Raw genomic sequence first — 15940 nt, forward strand, 5'->3', positions numbered from 1 at the left:
AATTGATTTATCGGCTTCCTACATAACAGGAAAAAGTGGCGTCCACGCTTTGCAACGACGTTGTCAGGATATGCACATGAACGTTCCACCTTCCGGCGATGCTAATCGTTTCCTTTGCCTGATACACACCGGAAGCAACTTTGAATGCTTGAAATGTCGTTTCTCCCATATCTATGTCTTTTGGCGTTAACGTAACCGTGACTTGCTCAATATCCTGAATAGCTCTTCCCTTCGCGTTTTTGATTTTTATTTGAAATTGATTCGTTCCTAATACATTAGGGGTAATATGCAGCGTCACTTGATAGCTCCCAGCTTCCTTCGTTTGCGTAAAAGGTCCCGGCGAAGCCGCTGCGGGCGACAAATTCGTCAACATAGCGGCGAGCAGCATCGCTCCGATGCCGAGGCCAAATTCAGACCATACGGTTGCCCCTAATACGCTTCTCTGCTTGCGCTTCGAAATCCAGTTCACCGCCGCAAACATCAGCATAACGGCAAGAAGGAGCACTTTACCGAGAAGCACTTTACCATATATCGTTTGAAACAGTGCATCAAACGTTGGAACTTGTTGTAAAACAGCGTAAATGCCTGTCATCATTAAAATGGCGACCAATCCAATTGCCCAACGTGAAAAACGGCGAACCGCCTCCCAATATTTACTTTTCGCGGTTCCCGGTATGCTAAAAGGCAAAATCGCTGCAATGATCACTAAACATCCAACCCAAACGGAAGCGCTAAAAAGATGAAGAAAATCCATCACACGAGCAACAAGCGGATGAGATGAAGCTGCCGCGTGACCCGTCCACGCTTTGACGAAAAGAATGCTGGTCCCAAGTACAAATGAGACAATCGCCCATCGTTTCGAATGGCGCTCCCTTTTCCCAAACATTGCTGCATAACCAACGACAAATAATAAAAACAAGAGCACGCACTGAATCATCCATGCGACTCCAAAAGCCGTATGAAGCAGCATCTTTTTCACAAACGCGCCCTCTAGCGCCCGAAGCCACGACACATTCGCCTCCACGGTAATTTGTAACGGCAAACTCAACAGCGTGGCCAGCACCGTTAGACTATAAGCCGCCCAATACAGCACCTTATCCCGGGTCGAAAACCGACATGCACCCAATGGAAGATCGATAAACAATTGAAACCAAAGCAAACTTAAAAATAGCGATAACCCTATGTAAAAAAGTCCACGAATGATGATCATATCGAATTTGGGAACATAGCCGTTTCTTTCCGAATCGGATAATTCGCTATTATCGCTGCTTTGGCCGATTTGAAATGGAATCGTCCCTTCGACAGGATGGCCGTCGCTAGAGACAGCTTTCCATTTTATTACATATATTCCGTTGGCCAAACGATTCGGTACATTCCCTTCCAACACATGTGGATTGGTTGCATCGATGCGAACATCATGCAAGCGAACCTCGTGTCCAGTTTGATTGACAAGTGTGAGCGCATAAAAAGTCGATTGAATGTTTTCATTAAACTCAATGCGAATGGTTTTCGGAGCTTCCACCAACTGTTCATTTGCCGCCGGCGTCGCTGCGACAATATAAGCATGGGCCAACGATCGGGCAGGAAGCGCTAGCAACACGGCTAAACAGAAAATACTGATCCATCCCCACCGTAACGCCTTTTGCCAATTTGACAAATCATTCCCCCTCTCTGGGTAGAGTGAAACATCTGCACGTATATCATGACCGCGCTGCATGGTCAGTATAGCAGAAGGATGTGAAAAAAGTGTGAGGAGACAATGAATAAAACGAGAAATGTCTCATATTACCGACAGAAAATAACTATTATTTGCAATTGATCAACTTCTCTGCTTTATTATATTATCACTTTACCAAACTAAAATAATACGATATGATGAGAAAGGAACGAAAGCAACCATGACTCACAAGATATAGTAATTAGGGAGGACATACGATGGCTGCAAAAAAATGGGGACTATGGATTTTAACCGCCTTCGTCGTTGGAAACATGGTCGGCGGTGGCATATTTATGATTCCGGCAAGCCTGGCGCAAGTCGCAAGTCCAATGGGGGCAGCACTAGCCTGGCTCGCAACCGGATTGGGTGTCTGGATGATTGCGCTTGTATTTGGCAGTCTAGCAACAAGAAAACCCGAGCTAAAAGCGGGACCGCAGAGCTATGCGCAAGCGATGTTTTCTTCATCAAAAGCAGGAAACATCGCAGGATACAGCATGGCTTGGGGATATTGGGCGGCAAACTGGGCGGCCACTGCGTCCGTCATTATTTCGTTTGCCGGCTATTTAAGCACGTTTTTCCCAATAATGCAAAGCAAGCACGTACTATTTACGATAGGAACGTTTCCATTGGAAGTCGGAAAAACGCTCACCTTTGCGGTATGTACAGCGGTATTGTGGGGAATTCACTGGATTCTCGCCCGCGATTTTCAACATGCTGGGAACATTAACATTTTAGCGACAGGAGCGAAAGTGATCGGGTTCCTTCTTTATATTGTCGCAACGGTTTGGGTGTTTAACGCCGCGAACTTAGGTAGCGGATTTGCATTCATGGATGAAAAAGGACAAGCGGTATCCGTACCAAGCCAAATCAATGGAGCGGCGATTACAGCGCTATGGGCGTTTATCGGCATTGAATCGGCCGTCATGCTGTCAAACCGCGCCAAATCGCCGAAAGACGTGAAAAAAGCCACATTGCTCGGACTCATCATTTCTGTTCTCATTTATATCGGAATTACGTTATTGACAATGGGAGCACTGCCACAGGAGGAATTAAAACAGTCGCAAAAACCGCTCGTGGATGCGCTGTATGCCGTTATCGGAAGCAACGGAGCGTACATCATGGCCATTTTGGCGCTCATTTCCCTATTCGGCTCGACAATCGGCTGGATTGTCGTCAGTTCGGAAGTTCCGTATCAAGCGGCAAGAGAAGGATTGTTCCCTGCTTTCTTTGCCAAAACAAACAAGAGCGGCAGCCCTACCCGTTCTTTGTTCATCACGAATTTCATGACGCAAATTTTTCTATTTTCGACTGTATCGGGAACAATGAACGAAGCGTACAATTTTGCCATTGTCGTCGCGACGCTTGCCTACTTAGTTCCGTATCTCGTCTCAGCCTTATATCATCTGAAATTAATCATTACGGGAGAAACGTATAAAAATACAAAGCAAATTCGCATGCGCGACGGTATCATTACATTGGCAGCGCTAGTTTACTCGATTTGGGTCATCAAAACGGGAACAGCGGATTGGTATACATTTTTCTTAGGAATCGGTCTATTTGTGGCAGGGTTAATCTTATATCCGCTGCTTATGAAACAAAAACCGCACAATGACCATAAACATGCTGAATTAAAAGAAGCGTAAAGGGACCAACGAAATCGCTGGTCCCTTTTGCTTTTACTTTCTTTACTCCTACTCTATCTTTATTCGTTAGCTTATATATACAATCGTAATCCCGCTTTTTCACTCAGGATCCACCTCTCGATAAATATAGTTCCAAAAAATCGGTAAATCAGCTTAAATATCGAATGCATTTGAAATGGTCCTTTCCCATTTGTGATGATTCCTAATTTCAATGATTTTCTTTTTAACTCTTCTAACATCCACATAAGATTAGGAAATGGGTCACAGCTTTGATGAAAATGCTTTAAATAATCTTCCAACAGGTCCTCCCAAGTAAGTCCATGAATCTCAAACTCTTTGACAATCTGCTGATAAACGGTATCTTTCCAAACATACCCTCGATCATCTAGTTCAATAAATCTAGCTATATACCATTCTTTTGGAATATGGCTTAACCAGTGCTGCAAGCGCTCATACTGGTATTTGATAAACTTTTGTATGGAATCGTCGCGATTTAGCAATGTGCCGTCCAAGTCAAACATAACCGCTATTACCATCACCCACCGCTTCCTTTCTATCCATGAAAGAGAATGCCAATAAAAAATAATTCCGAAAACAGCTGTTCCGACCTTATAAACTTTTGAAAAAACTAGATGGACCAGATCCGGTTCATTCTTCAGCGGGAACGTTTCCATCCATCTGCTGACTCTTTGCTTCTTCAATCGTTTTAAATACCCTCGAAAACACTTCCTCAATCGTTTTCTCATTTTCAACACCATTATACGGAGCATATTTCCAATACTGATGTCCATTCCCAGTGCAAAGATATCCCGTTACATAATAATGATTATATTCTCTTTTTACATCTTCCTCATATATTACTGATTCGTCGATAAAGGCTATGTAGTTTTCGCAAAAATCTAGATAAAATAGTAAAAAAGAGCCCGAAACAAATGCAACGGGCCCATATTAATAGGACATGCTCCCAGCCACAATCAAGCCGACAATAATAGAAACAATAAGCTAAACCCGACCGCGAGATTGCCTTCCTCTACTTTCTTGGCTAAGTTGGTCTTTGGCGTGAAGATGTACTCAAGCACAACATACACGAGAATTTGCGTCACAATGCCAATGACACCCCATAGAAGAGCATCAGGTAAACTGACGCTGTTGCTCCAGGCGGCATAAATGACAATCGCCAATCCTGAGTAGGTGTTGCCAGAAGTACTTATTTAGGATACGAAAGTAACTATCGACAACCACCAATAGAGATATTAGTAAAATTAGCCGAAGTTCTAAAAACTAGCGCCGATTATTTGATCGGACTAACTGACAATCCGTATCCAAAGGAACCAACTCGAAACGCATATTTCTCCTCCTCTTTCTCGCTTTTTTCATTCAAAACATGAATCATCTAAACCGAGATTTCCACGCGTTAAAGCCAAATGAGAAATGGGTTACAGATATTACCTATTTAATTTTTAATGGAATAAGCTCTATTTGTCCGCCATTAAAGATCTATACAACAATGAAATCGTGGCCTGCCATATCAGCCAAAGAAATGATATCAAATTGGTCATCGACACGCTAAAAAAGGCCATAAAAAAACGGAATGTAAATGGACTCCCCCTTCATAGTGACCAGGAGTCCCAGTATACATCCCGCCAATACAACAATCTACTAAATAAAGGCCAGTATGTTCAGGAAAGGAAACTGTTTGGACAATGCCTGCATGGAAAACTTCTTCAGCCATTTCAAGGCAGAGTGTTTTAATCTGTACTCTTTCCGCACGGACGAAGAGGTGAAGGATACCGTACACAAATATATTCGTTTTTATAACCATCAACGTTTCCAAAAGAAATTAAATAACCTGAGTCCTTATGAATATAGGACTCAGGCTGCTTAAATGTGCTTTTTTATTCCTGTCTACTTGACAGGGGTCACTTCAGAGAAAGAGGAGGCTTTCGTTTACTTCACATCATAACCTTGTTCTTCAATTGCTTCTTTTAATTTATCCAAGCTGACTTTCGTTTCATCGTAATCGACATCAACCGTGCCTTTTTCCAAATGCACTTCGACGCGATTGACTCCTTCTAGCTCTTGTAAAGCGTTCGTGACCGCCATTTTGCAATGGTTGCATGTCATTCCTTGCACTTGTAATGTTGTTGTCATGATGGATTCCTCCCTTGTTTTTATAGTTTTACGCGCTTCAAGCGAAGTGCGTTTGTCACTATCGATACAGAGCTAAACGCCATCGCCGCTCCGGCAATCCAAAGTTCCAACAGCCCGGCGGCAACCGGTATGCCGATCGTATTGTAAAACAGCGCCCAAAACAAGTTTTGCCGGATGTTTGTCATCGTTTTGCGGCTTAACTCGACCGCTTTCGGAATATGCGCCAAATCACCGCCAACTAACGTGACATCGGCCGTTTCGATGGCAACATCCGTTCCCGTGCCGATCGCCATGCCGATATCGGCTTTCGCCAGCGCCGGAGCATCATTAATGCCATCGCCGGCCATCGCCACCCGTTTGCCTTCCCGCTGCAGCTTTTCGACAATGTTTGCTTTGTCTTCTGGAAGCACCTCAGCATATACATTATGATCCAAAGTTCTGGGGGATTCAATTCATATTTATTATTTTTCCGATACATAAAGTGATTCGTGACCAACTCTCTTCTTAAAATAATAGTTGGTGGTTTTAAGCCAAGTTTACCTGCTATCGCCTGGCCTTGTAAAGGACCGTGCCGCAATAGTGCAATAATGCGAATTCTTGTAGGATCATCTAAATTCTTGTAGAAATTAACAAGCCTACTTAACTGCAATACAATCATTATCTAATTAGATAATAATAATCTAATTACAATGTTAAAACAATCTTTGATAAAATAAAAATTCATCATTTTTTCATGAATCACCATTCCAGAAAACAAAATAAAAAGCACTCGAAGGAACAAGTGCTTACCTTATACTGAAAATGGCCATAAATTATTAAATCGCAGGAGGTCCCTGTCCCATACGACTCCATTCTTCTTTTGCAGAATCATAAACTCCATGAACCTCTAGGCCGGCTTGACGCATGAGAACCGTCCTTTGTCCACGGCAATGAATGATATGCTTGATGAGCAGTGATGAACTTGCTTGGAGGATTCATCTGTCCACTGTTGCTTTACCGCTTCTGCTGCGTCGTCACTGATTTTCCGAAAGCTTTCAGCGATTTCCTTCGCTGAGAACGGAACAGTGGCTGAGTCTTTCATCATTTCAATAGTAAGTCCGAAGTGGGAAAGAAATTCAGGGATACCGGTTACGATATGCCATGCAATTCTCCTCAAAGCGCGACCGTTCCTCCATGGGAGCACCATAACTGTTTTACTTGCTTTCATGAATATTAGCTGATAAAATGCCCAAGAAAAAATCGATTAAGATAGAGAGGAGACAAATGATGAAAAAAAGAATAGTCATATATGGGATAATTTCGCTAGTATTATTATTTTTTTTATTCGGTACATATAAGTTAATGAATTCAAGAACATACCAGTTATTTGGCGGATTAACTAGTCACGTAGATACAAACCAAAAAGTAGTTGCGTTGACTTTTGATGACGGGCCGACAAAAAATGTAGAGAAAATATTGCCTCTTTTGCATAAATACAATGCGAAGGCTACCTTTTTTGTTATTGGAAATGAACTGAAGAAAAATCTAAAGTTAGGAAAAGAGATCGCAGAATCTGGACATCAAATGGGAAATCATACGTATTCTCATCAACGAATGATTTTCAAAAAGCTTTCTTTTATCAAGCAGGAAATTGAAATGACCAACCAATTGATTCGAAAAACAGGTTATAAAGGTGAAATAGACTTTCGTCCACCTAATGGAAAAAAACTTATTGGTTTACCCTATTATTTGAAAAAACATCACATACAAACCATTACATGGAGTCTTGAGCCCGACACCTATTATTCTTCGGTTTCTGACAAAGTGAACTATGTAAACAAAAATGTAAAACCAGGAGCCATCATTTTGTTACATCCAATGTATGATGATACTGATAACGAACTAAAAACTATTGAAGGAATATTAGATTCTTTATCAAAAAAAGGTTATCAATTTGTCACAGTTAATGAACTACAGAAATTAAAGAATAAGTAATGAATAGGAAATTGCTATGAACCTCTCCCACCTTCATTCCATGAAGAGGTGGGAGTTTCTTACCATCCCCATCGAAGAAGCTTCTGCGCGGAAGAAGGCGGTCTCCTTCCACTCGATGAGTGCATCGGAAGCCTTCTGGATGTGTCAAGTAAAACATCGGCACCACACCGATGGGGCGGTCCAACCCTTTCACTACTTCCTGCTTACGCAATCCGTAGATACGTCAGATTCGTTTGTACGTTCCAATGCACAAAGGTACCATGCAGCGCCTTGCTTAATATATTTTTCGCGCCATGAATGTCCCGATGTTCTTCATACCCACACTGGCACACAAACAGGCGGGAAGACACTTTTTTCTCTTTTAGCAGACAGGACATGTCTGGCTGGTATATGACTCTTTGATTTCATGCAAGCGAATGCCATGTTGGGCCAGCTTATAAGCGAGATACTGCTTTACTTTCCCGAATGACCAATTCGAGAGCTTTTGCGCTTGTTTGCGGCTCGTACGTTTTTTCTTTCTCGTGTTCCGCTCTACTCCTTCGACGTTTCCGATATACACATCGGAGGCGGATTGCTTCAAACACCAGTCGACAAACTGTTTCGTCGTTTTATGGAGCGCATCCCGCAGCTGTCTTTCGGATTTCGATAACACGTATTGTTTCGCCCGCTTATACTTTTTCCATCGGCGTGATCCTTTTTGATATTTCGATTAGCGCCGCTGAATCTCCGCCAGTTTTTTATTCCGCAATCGGTGAAGGGAGCGTATTTTTCTTCCCGTGATAAGGAGGGCTTGTCCATTTTCACCAAAGCGCCGATGGTGTGCACTTCTCCAAGATCGACTCCGACCGATGAACCCGGTTTGTACGCTGTTGCCTTTTGTCCATCCTCATGCATCACGGCCAAATAAAGACCTTGATCAAAGCAGCATTCGATTTCTTTGATCATTCCTTTTGGCAGATGCGACGCATACACGACGATCGGTTTTTCCCGTTTTCCATGATGAATACCCATGGAGAGTTCAATTTTTCCGTTTTCGTAAACCTTGAAACTGTCTTTCGCCCATTTCGTTGGGAAGTACTTCTTTTTCTTGTAGGGATAACGGGCAGCATGTCCTTGTTGAATCGCGTGGTGTGCGGCTTGCCTTGCGAAGAGGTATTGGTAGCAGACGGCTTGAATCGATTGACTGTGAAGATGGAACTTTGTTTTCGTTTGTTTTTGCAGCTCGCTTTTGGTGATTCAGCATCCATGTTGGAAAAAGTATTCTTTGGCTAAGCGGAGGCATTCATTCCAAACACGGACGGATTCCCGATTGCAGGCGTACAAGCGATCCAAATCCGCTTTCGATGCCTGAAAGAACACTTTTTGGCCACGAAGCATGAGAATCTCTTCTTTCCTTACCTGATAGGATAGTTTGATTATAGGACATATGTTCGTTTTGGAGAACCAAAAACTTCCCGATTCCTCTTCCTCTTTCACTCCGTTTAGAGGAAAGGAGACTTCTCGAGAAAAATGTTAAAAGCTTCATTTAACAACAAAAATGGAGTGACCAAACTGTTACCAGTTTGCACTCCATTTTTTATGTCATTTTTAGTTTTCAACCATTTCAAAAAGTCCTTTCCGCCGTGAAAGTGGTCAGTGAACATCTAGGACATTCCTCTGCCTCGATGACATTAGACGTGTATTCTCCAAAGCAAGCAACTCAAAAATTCGCCAAATCCCTACAGAAATAAAGCGGGATCAAGTGTAGTCACGCAAAAAAGCGGGATCAATCCCATAATGGAAGAAATAAGAGTGATAAAAAAAGGGAGAGCATAAAGCTCTCCAATTATTTTTTAAATACGTGGTTTCCTATTACAACTGTTGTTGGTCTACTATCCAGCCAATGAGAATGTGAAGTTTTTGGATTATAGAAGAACAGTGAACCATAACCTTTTGAACGATCGTAAGCTAACGCTTCTTCAACTGCTTTAATACTTTCAGCATCAGCAGGTTGATTGATTGCACCGTTACTAACTGGTGTGAACTGTCCAGGCTGATAGATTACTTCTTTAATAGAATTAGGAAATTGAGGATGGTCAACTCGGTTCAACACCACTATCGCAACAGCGACTTTTCCATCATATGGTTCACCTTCAGCTTCAGCTCGAACCAATCTTGCAAGTAAATCTTTTTCGTAAGGCGTCGCATTAGTTACTGGTTTATATTCATTTTTCCCTGGTATTACAATATTTTGACCAACATAAATCAAATTAACATTTTTGATTTGTGGGTTAGCCCTTGATAGTTCATACAGGGTTATTCCATGTTCCTCTGCAATTTCGCTCATTGTATCTCCACTTTTAACTTCATAAGCAAAAGCAGGAGGGGCAATTAGCATAGATAATCCTAATGCTGTTATCGCAATTAGTTTTCTCATAGGGTTTTGCACTCTCCTTCATTTTATATTTAGCTCGATTCTCTCTATCTCACGAGCTATGTAGTATTTTTTATATCCGAATAATATAAAACGTAAATTACGTAGAGGTTACATTACTATTACAAAAAAATAAAAAGAAGTAGGAACGAGCCTACTTCTTTATAACTCATTGATATAGTTTTCCATTTCACCTTCACCAATTTGGTCTATGGTCATTTTGTAAACCTTATCTCTGTAATTAAGCAAGTCCAAACATCGTGGCTTAAGCAAAGAACGGGTCTGCATTCTGGTGGCTAGTGATAGAACTAAAGCAACGATTGCAAAGGTTACTTGGGTGGGGCGTGCGGTCAAATCTAAAGTAGATAAAGTTATCGTCCCGAAACTCCGTAGCGAGAATATAATTGGTTACAGACGCTTCGAGAGCTTACAAGACGTATGCCAAAGAAAAAGGATTGCAACATTATCGAATCAAATCTGATGATGGTACACATGTCATCAAAGGCATCTACCACATTCAGAATGTAAACGATTTTCACAGCCGCTTAAAACAATGGATGGACCGATTCAAAGGTATGGCAAGTAAGCATCTTGACAACTATTAGCTTGGTTCTTATTCGTGGATAGTCGTAGTCACGAGAGCACCAAACAGAATATGAAAGATATGCTGTTATCTGCTTTCCCGTTTGAAATGAACGATACATATGAAAGCATTCGCCTCTTTAAATTTTCAATCTGATTATTAAGTTTGAAAAATGCAGTTTAATTTAGTTAGAAAATTAAAGTGATTTTAGAGAAATAATGGTAATATAGAGTTAGACTTTTTGTAAAGGGGGGGGAACTTGTGAAAATAAATTCATATCTTATACGATTTGCCTTTCTAATAGTCTTAATATTTGGCGGAACTTTTACTTTTCACTACTTCAAAACGGGAGAACTGTTGCTGGACCAATTAATGGGGATTAGTGTAGGTGTCATCCTCTTATTTTTTTTGTTTATTTGGAGAATAAGGAAACAGCATGCGTCTTCTCAAAATAAAGAGAACAGTTAAAGGGTATGAATGAGCGTAGTAAGTAAAAAGACCATCCCTATAAAGGGTGGTTTTCATTTTGATTTACATATTTTTAGCGAAGACAAAAAGTGCCCCACTTTAGAAGAAACAGCCGAGAAAAAGAATTTTTCTCTTTACGCTCTTTCAAAATAGGACAAATGAGTCAAACATCAACAAGAAACTTTAATATAGCCTTTTTTATTTACTTAATGACTCACTTAGCACCTATACTCGCATCAAATCCTTTTGGTGTTGTACCCCCATACTTATAAGGGCTTCCTATATAACTTGCTGCTACTGCCGCAACTTTCTCCCCATAGTTAATCGTTGCTGATGCATTGGAAACTGTACCAAAGATAATGCCGCTGCTATAAACATGAAGTGAGCTTCATCACAGATGGCGGAAGTATGTATTGTTTTTCCATGGAGTTCAACAAGTGATTTTTTGTTAAATTTAAAAACACTAATGAAATAGTTTTCTTCAGGAAAGTCACCTACATACTCTAAGCTATTATTAAAATAGAACTCTTTTAATTTTTCATTTTCAGCCCAAACAGTCTAAATAGAGAGTCTTATTTGATCCTTGGGCAAATTTATATTTACGGCTTATCCAATCTCGTTTAGATTTAAGCTTTTCAACCATTTCAAAAAGACCCTCCCCGGCGTAAAAGCGGTCGGCAAACGTCTAGGACATTCCTTTGCTCCCAATGACGTTAGACGTGTATTCTCCCATAACGCCGGACACGCAAGAAGAAACAGTTCAAAAATTCACCAAAGCCATACAGAAATAAAGCGTGGTCAAATGTGGTCAATCAACCTAAAAAACCTCGCTTCATGCCGAAGCGAGATTAACGAAGATTGAACCCTTTTCCTTCTACAAATTCTTTCATATACATGCGCACCGGGGTGCTGAGCATGTTGGCCATCTGCCCGGTCCATGTGTCGCGGCGTTTGCCGTTTGTCCGCTTTTCGTAATACGCGGAAACGATGTCGTTATATTGTTTCAGCTGCTCTTCGAATTTGCTGCGGTCTTGTTCATACGTTTCTTCATGGTATACGTGTTCAAACGGCAGGCGCGGTTTTTTGTCAGGCTGCTGCGCCGGGTAGCCGACGGCAAGCCCGAAGAGAGGAATGACCCGCTTCGGCACTTTCAACAGCTTGCACACTTCCGGCAAGTTGTTGCGCAGCCCGCCGATATAGCAAACGCCGAGCCCCATCGATTCGGCGGCGATGGCTGCGTTTTGCGCCGCCAGCGCTGTATCAACAAGCGCAACCATAAACTTTTCCGTGCTCTCGAGCGATGGCAGCACATCTTTTTGTTCCACTTCGCCAATCACTTCGTGGCGGTGAAGATCGGCGCAAAACACGAAGAAATGGCCATTATGTTCGACATAAGATTGATTTCCCGCTAATTCCGCCAGCTTACGTTTCATCTCTTTATCCTTAACACCAATGATCGAATACGCTTGAATAAAACTCGATGTCGACGCGGCTTGCGCGCACTCGACGATCGTACGAATTTGCTCGTCCGTTAACGGGCGGTCTTCAAATTGACGAATCGAACGGTGCCGCAAAATCGTTTCAATGACTGGATTCATAGCGAATGCCTCCCCTATCAATTGATGGCTTTGCTTTTTATAATACCAAAAAAAGAAAGAGCCAAAAAATGATTGACTCTTTCCAAGACGTTTATTTATCATCACCATCAGCATCAACAATATGTCCTTTACCATTTTCCACATAGTGTTTGAGCATCGCCATTTTGTTATCCCAAAATCGTTCATAAAAGGACAGCCATTCCTTTAATTCCAACAACGGAGTTGGTTCTAAACGGTATCGCGTTTCCCGCCCGACCTTTCTCTCCTTCACAAGTCCGGCATCCGCTAAAATCCGCAAATGTTTCGACACAGCCGTCCGGCTGATCGGAAAATGGCCGCAGATGACGGTAACGGGCATTTCCTTATCGGCCAACAATCGCAGCAGCTTGCGTCGGGTAGGATCAGCGATGGCCTGAAAGACGTCATGCTTGCGTGATAAAGCAGCCATACTACGCCTCGACATACGCGCCTAAAGATTTGCAAAGCTTGGCCCATCCCTGATCCATCCGATTGCGTACGATGGTATGAGATTCGCCAAATTCCGTCACTTTATTCGCATCCCAGCCGGAATGAATAAGCGTAAACTCTGTTTGCTGCTTATTCAGCTCTTTTAGCTCAAAAGTAACGGTCCAGTCTTTCCCCCAGCGAAAAGACAAGCGATGAGGCGGATCGACTTCGATTACTTTACACGGAGACATTCCAAAAGGCCCGGCGTTTAAATGAAACTCATGGCCGACCGTAGGCTGAAGATCATTGGGCATAAACCAAGCCGCAAGCCCCTCTGAAGTAGAAACCGCCTCCCAAACTTTTTGAATCGGCGCTTGAAAAACCATCGTGTGGCGAATATGTGGCAACATGCCGTTCGCTGTATTTTGTGTTGTCATTGTTTCAACCTCCACATTTTAGTTATGAAACTTTTTGGTTTCATTTTGATTATACGAAACCATTTGGTTTCATATCAATAGTAAAATGGCGAGTGTACTACTTATCCTCCTTCAACTTTTTACAACAAATTGGCAATAAAAAAGAGACGGTCAACGGAATTGGTTGCCACCTCTCCAAAAACGCCGAAAAGAGCGTTTGTCGATCACGACGCGCCGCTTTCCTTAATTATATTTATCAACCACCTTTTTATAAACGGCATAAGAATACACCACCGGTACGATTGCGATACAGACGATAGACGCAATAAGAAGCACAGCGCGAATGGAGGATGGGGCAAAAGCGGATACGATGATGATGATTCCGCCAATGAAAAATACTTTGCCGCCAAACCGGTGCGTGTGCGCCCAAACGGTCTCATTCTCCAGCGTCCACGGCGTGCGGATGCCTATGAAATAATTCGCTTTGATTTTTGGCATATAGTTTCCGAGAATGATAAAAAGCAGACCTAATCCTATATTTGCAATCCAATCGATATTGACATGATAGCCGAGTCCGCTGAAAATAATAGAAAGATGACCAGCGCCGAAAAAAGTCAGCGTTACATTCACGAAAATACGATACACTCCCTTAAATTTTTGGAAATTGTCTTTACGCGGATCAATTTTCGGCACGCCCATTAGCATTCCGTAAATCAACATCATTAAAACCGGAGTAGCGAAAACGGCAAAAAGCTTTGATGAATAGCCATCCACTTCTCCCGAAAAATTCCAATGAATCGGAACTTTCTCCGGCAGCTGTGGATATGCCCATAAGGAAAATCCTGCACTAATGATGATCAACAAGAAAAAATACCAATGCTTTTTCATTCCTCCTTCCCCTTTCCTTCTTGCAAAGATAAAAGCCACGTTAACACATCTTGCAAGACGGTCGTGTTAATCGAATAATGGATGTACTGCCCTTCTTTTTCGATGTGCACTAAATCCGCCTGCTTCGATAAGTTAGCCGTAAGGGATTCCTTTCGCACGCGCCTCGGCGCGTACGCGACATTGGGGAATCGTCACCGCTTCACCCGTTCCTAAAAATTCTATTTTATGTCCTTTCCTCGCTTCCATTATTATTCAGAAACAACACTGTATTTGTCCCCATCTAAACAAAATGTGATACGATGCTGAAATAATGGAAAACAACACAAGAAAAAAGAGCACTCAAAGGGTCAATAACATCACCAAAGCAAAATAACATGGAGAGTTTTGCAACCATTTCCCTCCCTGTAGCATGGTAATACAATTGTACCTATTTAATCCGAATTTTACAAATATTTTTGCTATAAAAAAGCGCTCCATATCGGAGCGCTTTTTTTACGGTTACTCGACAAATTTCCCCTCTTGATAATCGCGGATCGCTTGGCGGATTTCTTCTTGCGTGTTCATGACAAACGGTCCGTAAGCGACTATCGGCTCGTTAACCGGCTCGCCGGCATAAAGGAGAACGCGCAGCTTTTCATTGGCGGTGACGGTAATTTCACTTTCCGACTCGCCTTCAGCGCGGCTTAAAAATAACACTTGCCCTGCTTTTCCTTCGGTGGCATCAGCGCCGAATGCACCGCTCCCTTCCAAAATGTAAAGAAATCCGTTGTAGCTTCCCGGTAAATCTTGCACGACGCTTGCTCCCGGTTCCAGCATCATTTCCACCATTGTTACAGGAACATGGTTGAGCGTCGGGGCTTTTACTCCTTTCGATGACCCGGAAAAGACGCGGATAAGCGCCCCTTCTTCTTGGCGGACCGGCATCTCTTCGGCCTTTAAATTTTGATAGCGCGGTTCGGTCATTTTTTTCTCGCTCGGCAAATTAATCCATAGTTGCAAACTATGTACGGTCGAGCCTGGCGCCGGATCTTCTTTATGAATTACTCCTCGGCCTGCCGTCATCCACTGCACATCCCCGGGACCAAGCGTACCGTGACCGGCTTTGCTATCAAAATGTTCCAGCTGTCCGTCAATCACATACGTAACGGTTTCAATGCCGCGATGCGGATGAAAGTCAAATGTCCCTCTTTGGAAAATATCCTCCATCAGCATCAAAAACGGATCGTACTCTTCCCAATTTCCCGGCTCTAGCACCGGCCCGCTGCGATGAATCGGGCTGTTTGTTTCGATTTGCACCGTTTTCACGCGGCGGATGCGACGCTGTACTGGCATTTAATTGTCCCCCTTATGGTTGTTCGAAATCGAATTTTTCATCTGTATCGTACTCCACACAACGGATGAATGCAAACGATTTACTTTGTTACATCATGTATTCCTATATCATTCAAACGGATAGGAAATTGGCTTTTTTCATTTGTTGCTACTGCCTCATCATACTCCTCGCATTTGGAACACCATCAAGCGGAATTTCTTTGCGATATTCGAACATCGTTGCCAGGAGTGTGAACATGTCTGCGGCGCAGACAATTCACTCCTTTCTCTCCTGTATTTTACAATATTTTTCCCTGATAAGATACTTATA

At 42.4% G+C, this 15940-nt stretch carries 17 protein-coding genes and 6 pseudogenes; 7 read left to right on the forward strand and 16 right to left on the reverse strand.

Annotation, left to right across the window (positions count from 1 at the left end; all coding sequences use genetic code 11):
* Positions 1 to 7: 7 nt before the first annotated feature.
* On the reverse strand, positions 8 to 1657 hold the full coding sequence (locus HT574_RS14920; protein ID WP_175245216.1) for a copper resistance protein CopC: 1650 nt from the start codon (positions 1655 to 1657) through the stop codon (positions 8 to 10).
* A gap of 278 nt (positions 1658 to 1935) precedes the next feature.
* Between HT574_RS14920 and HT574_RS14925 the strand changes: the two genes are divergently transcribed.
* On the forward strand, positions 1936 to 3360 hold the full coding sequence (locus HT574_RS14925; protein ID WP_175245217.1) for an amino acid permease: 1425 nt from the start codon (positions 1936 to 1938) through the stop codon (positions 3358 to 3360).
* A gap of 71 nt (positions 3361 to 3431) precedes the next feature.
* Here HT574_RS14925 and HT574_RS14930 read toward each other — a convergent pair whose 3' ends face one another.
* Both HT574_RS14930 and HT574_RS14935 read right to left on the reverse strand, forming a co-directional pair.
* The gene (locus HT574_RS14930) at positions 3432 to 4034 is read right to left on the reverse strand and encodes an HAD hydrolase-like protein (RefSeq protein ID WP_309138305.1); all 603 of its coding nucleotides are present in this window, start codon (positions 4032 to 4034) and stop codon (positions 3432 to 3434) included.
* A 274-nt stretch (positions 4035 to 4308) separates the two neighbouring features.
* Positions 4309 to 4544 (reverse strand): annotated as a pseudogene (locus tag HT574_RS14935) (DUF350 domain-containing protein); the annotation flags it as partial.
* Positions 4545 to 4559: 15 nt separating this feature from the next.
* On the opposite strand from HT574_RS14935, the pseudogene HT574_RS14940 reads away from it, so the two are divergent.
* The 3 genes and pseudogenes from HT574_RS14940 to HT574_RS20535 all read left to right on the forward strand — a co-directional run.
* Positions 4560 to 4748: pseudogene (locus tag HT574_RS14940) on the forward strand (helix-turn-helix domain-containing protein); the annotation flags it as partial.
* Between the two features lie 91 nt (positions 4749 to 4839).
* Entirely contained in the window at positions 4840 to 5112 is a 273-nt protein-coding gene (locus HT574_RS20530; protein ID WP_175245218.1) for a DDE-type integrase/transposase/recombinase, read from the forward strand.
* The gene (locus tag HT574_RS20535) at positions 5036 to 5245 is read left to right on the forward strand and encodes an IS3 family transposase (protein WP_375154125.1); all 210 of its coding nucleotides are present in this window, start codon (positions 5036 to 5038) and stop codon (positions 5243 to 5245) included. Before HT574_RS20530 ends, HT574_RS20535 begins: the two co-directional genes overlap by 77 nt.
* Positions 5246 to 5307: 62 nt before the next feature.
* Here the strand turns inward: HT574_RS20535 and copZ are convergent, their stop codons facing one another.
* From copZ to HT574_RS14965, 5 genes and pseudogenes are all read right to left on the reverse strand, one after another.
* A complete protein-coding gene (copZ, locus tag HT574_RS14955; RefSeq protein WP_017436658.1) occupies positions 5308 to 5511 on the reverse strand; it encodes a copper chaperone CopZ in 204 nt (67 codons plus the stop codon).
* A gap of 20 nt (positions 5512 to 5531) precedes the next feature.
* Positions 5532 to 5945 (reverse strand): annotated as a pseudogene (locus tag HT574_RS14960) (HAD-IC family P-type ATPase); the annotation flags it as partial.
* Positions 5946 to 6022: 77 nt separating this feature from the next.
* Positions 6023 to 6160: pseudogene (locus HT574_RS20360) on the reverse strand (metalloregulator ArsR/SmtB family transcription factor); the annotation flags it as partial.
* A gap of 166 nt (positions 6161 to 6326) precedes the next feature.
* Entirely contained in the window at positions 6327 to 6416 is a 90-nt protein-coding gene (locus HT574_RS19995; protein ID WP_252120592.1) for a hypothetical protein, read from the reverse strand.
* On the reverse strand, positions 6398 to 6667 hold the full coding sequence (locus HT574_RS14965; protein WP_254698694.1) for a DinB family protein: 270 nt from the start codon (positions 6665 to 6667) through the stop codon (positions 6398 to 6400). Before HT574_RS14965 ends, HT574_RS19995 begins: the two co-directional genes overlap by 19 nt.
* Positions 6668 to 6777: 110 nt before the next feature.
* Between HT574_RS14965 and HT574_RS14970 the strand changes: the two genes are divergently transcribed.
* Complete coding sequence (locus HT574_RS14970) at positions 6778 to 7485, forward strand: polysaccharide deacetylase family protein (protein ID WP_175245348.1); 708 nt, start codon at positions 6778 to 6780, stop codon at positions 7483 to 7485.
* A gap of 203 nt (positions 7486 to 7688) precedes the next feature.
* Here HT574_RS14970 and HT574_RS20540 read toward each other — a convergent pair.
* Together HT574_RS20540 and HT574_RS20010 are read right to left on the reverse strand one after the other, a co-directional pair.
* A pseudogene (locus tag HT574_RS20540) lies at positions 7689 to 8137 on the reverse strand (RNA-guided endonuclease TnpB family protein).
* Entirely contained in the window at positions 8062 to 8496 is a 435-nt protein-coding gene (locus HT574_RS20010) for a hypothetical protein (RefSeq protein ID WP_175245222.1), read from the reverse strand. The pseudogene HT574_RS20540 and the gene HT574_RS20010 overlap by 76 nt, the downstream one beginning before the upstream one ends.
* Before the next feature lie 96 nt (positions 8497 to 8592).
* On the opposite strand from HT574_RS20010, the gene HT574_RS20015 reads away from it, so the two are divergent.
* Positions 8593 to 8757, forward strand: coding sequence for a hypothetical protein (locus tag HT574_RS20015; RefSeq protein ID WP_175245223.1), 165 nt, complete (start codon positions 8593 to 8595; stop codon positions 8755 to 8757).
* Between the two features lie 553 nt (positions 8758 to 9310).
* On the opposite strand, the gene HT574_RS14995 is transcribed toward HT574_RS20015, so the two are convergent.
* On the reverse strand, positions 9311 to 9901 hold the full coding sequence (locus HT574_RS14995) for a cell wall hydrolase (RefSeq protein WP_175245224.1): 591 nt from the start codon (positions 9899 to 9901) through the stop codon (positions 9311 to 9313).
* Positions 9902 to 10145: 244 nt separating this feature from the next.
* Here HT574_RS14995 and HT574_RS15000 point away from each other — a divergent pair.
* Positions 10146 to 10637, forward strand: a pseudogene (locus tag HT574_RS15000) (IS1595 family transposase); the annotation flags it as partial.
* 1160 nt (positions 10638 to 11797) lie between these two features.
* On the opposite strand, the gene nfsA reads toward HT574_RS15000, so the two are convergent.
* The 5 genes from nfsA to HT574_RS15030 form a co-directional block, all read right to left on the reverse strand.
* Positions 11798 to 12547 carry an oxygen-insensitive NADPH nitroreductase gene (gene nfsA / locus HT574_RS15005; protein ID WP_175245225.1) on the reverse strand — a complete coding sequence of 250 codons (750 nt, stop codon included), beginning with the start codon at positions 12545 to 12547 and terminating at the stop codon, positions 11798 to 11800.
* Between the two features lie 91 nt (positions 12548 to 12638).
* Positions 12639 to 12995: an ArsR/SmtB family transcription factor gene (locus tag HT574_RS15010; RefSeq protein ID WP_017436670.1), complete on the reverse strand. Its 357-nt coding sequence runs from the start codon at positions 12993 to 12995 to the stop codon at positions 12639 to 12641.
* A gap of 1 nt (position 12996) precedes the next feature.
* On the reverse strand, positions 12997 to 13431 hold the full coding sequence (locus HT574_RS15015; protein WP_175245226.1) for an SRPBCC family protein: 435 nt from the start codon (positions 13429 to 13431) through the stop codon (positions 12997 to 12999).
* A 222-nt stretch (positions 13432 to 13653) separates the two neighbouring features.
* Complete coding sequence (locus tag HT574_RS15020) at positions 13654 to 14298, reverse strand: SdpI family protein (RefSeq protein WP_175245227.1); 645 nt, start codon at positions 14296 to 14298, stop codon at positions 13654 to 13656.
* A 498-nt stretch (positions 14299 to 14796) separates the two neighbouring features.
* The gene (locus HT574_RS15030; RefSeq protein WP_175245228.1) at positions 14797 to 15630 is read right to left on the reverse strand and encodes a pirin family protein; all 834 of its coding nucleotides are present in this window, start codon (positions 15628 to 15630) and stop codon (positions 14797 to 14799) included.
* Positions 15631 to 15940: the final 310 nt, after the last annotated feature.

Source organism: Parageobacillus sp. VR-IP, from assembly GCF_013357975.1.
GTDB classification, from domain to species: domain Bacteria; phylum Bacillota; class Bacilli; order Bacillales; family Anoxybacillaceae; genus Saccharococcus; species Saccharococcus caldoxylosilyticus.

Excerpts from the sequence above, each read along its gene's own strand:
- HT574_RS14925 (WP_175245217.1), top strand. The coding sequence starts at position 1,936 with ATGGCTGCAAAAAAATGGGGACTATGGATTTTAACCGCCTTCGTCGTT.
- HT574_RS15030 (WP_175245228.1), bottom strand. The coding sequence starts at position 15,630 with ATGCCAGTACAGCGTCGCATCCGCCGCGTGAAAACGGTGCAAATCGAA.
- nfsA (WP_175245225.1), bottom strand. The coding sequence starts at position 12,547 with ATGAATCCAGTCATTGAAACGATTTTGCGGCACCGTTCGATTCGTCAA.
- HT574_RS15020 (WP_175245227.1), bottom strand. The coding sequence starts at position 14,298 with ATGAAAAAGCATTGGTATTTTTTCTTGTTGATCATCATTAGTGCAGGA.
- HT574_RS14930 (WP_309138305.1), bottom strand. The coding sequence starts at position 4,034 with ATGGAAACGTTCCCGCTGAAGAATGAACCGGATCTGGTCCATCTAGTT.
- HT574_RS14970 (WP_175245348.1), top strand. The coding sequence starts at position 6,778 with ATGAAAAAAAGAATAGTCATATATGGGATAATTTCGCTAGTATTATTA.
- HT574_RS20015 (WP_175245223.1), top strand. The coding sequence starts at position 8,593 with ATGTCCTTGTTGAATCGCGTGGTGTGCGGCTTGCCTTGCGAAGAGGTA.
- HT574_RS14995 (WP_175245224.1), bottom strand. The coding sequence starts at position 9,901 with ATGAGAAAACTAATTGCGATAACAGCATTAGGATTATCTATGCTAATT.
- HT574_RS15010 (WP_017436670.1), bottom strand. The coding sequence starts at position 12,995 with ATGGCTGCTTTATCACGCAAGCATGACGTCTTTCAGGCCATCGCTGAT.
- copZ (WP_017436658.1), bottom strand. The coding sequence starts at position 5,511 with ATGACAACAACATTACAAGTGCAAGGAATGACATGCAACCATTGCAAA.
- HT574_RS20010 (WP_175245222.1), bottom strand. The coding sequence starts at position 8,496 with ATGGGTATTCATCATGGAAAACGGGAAAAACCGATCGTCGTGTATGCG.
- HT574_RS19995 (WP_252120592.1), bottom strand. The coding sequence starts at position 6,416 with ATGCGTCAAGCCGGCCTAGAGGTTCATGGAGTTTATGATTCTGCAAAA.
- HT574_RS15015 (WP_175245226.1), bottom strand. The coding sequence starts at position 13,431 with ATGACAACACAAAATACAGCGAACGGCATGTTGCCACATATTCGCCAC.
- HT574_RS20535 (WP_375154125.1), top strand. The coding sequence starts at position 5,036 with ATGTTCAGGAAAGGAAACTGTTTGGACAATGCCTGCATGGAAAACTTC.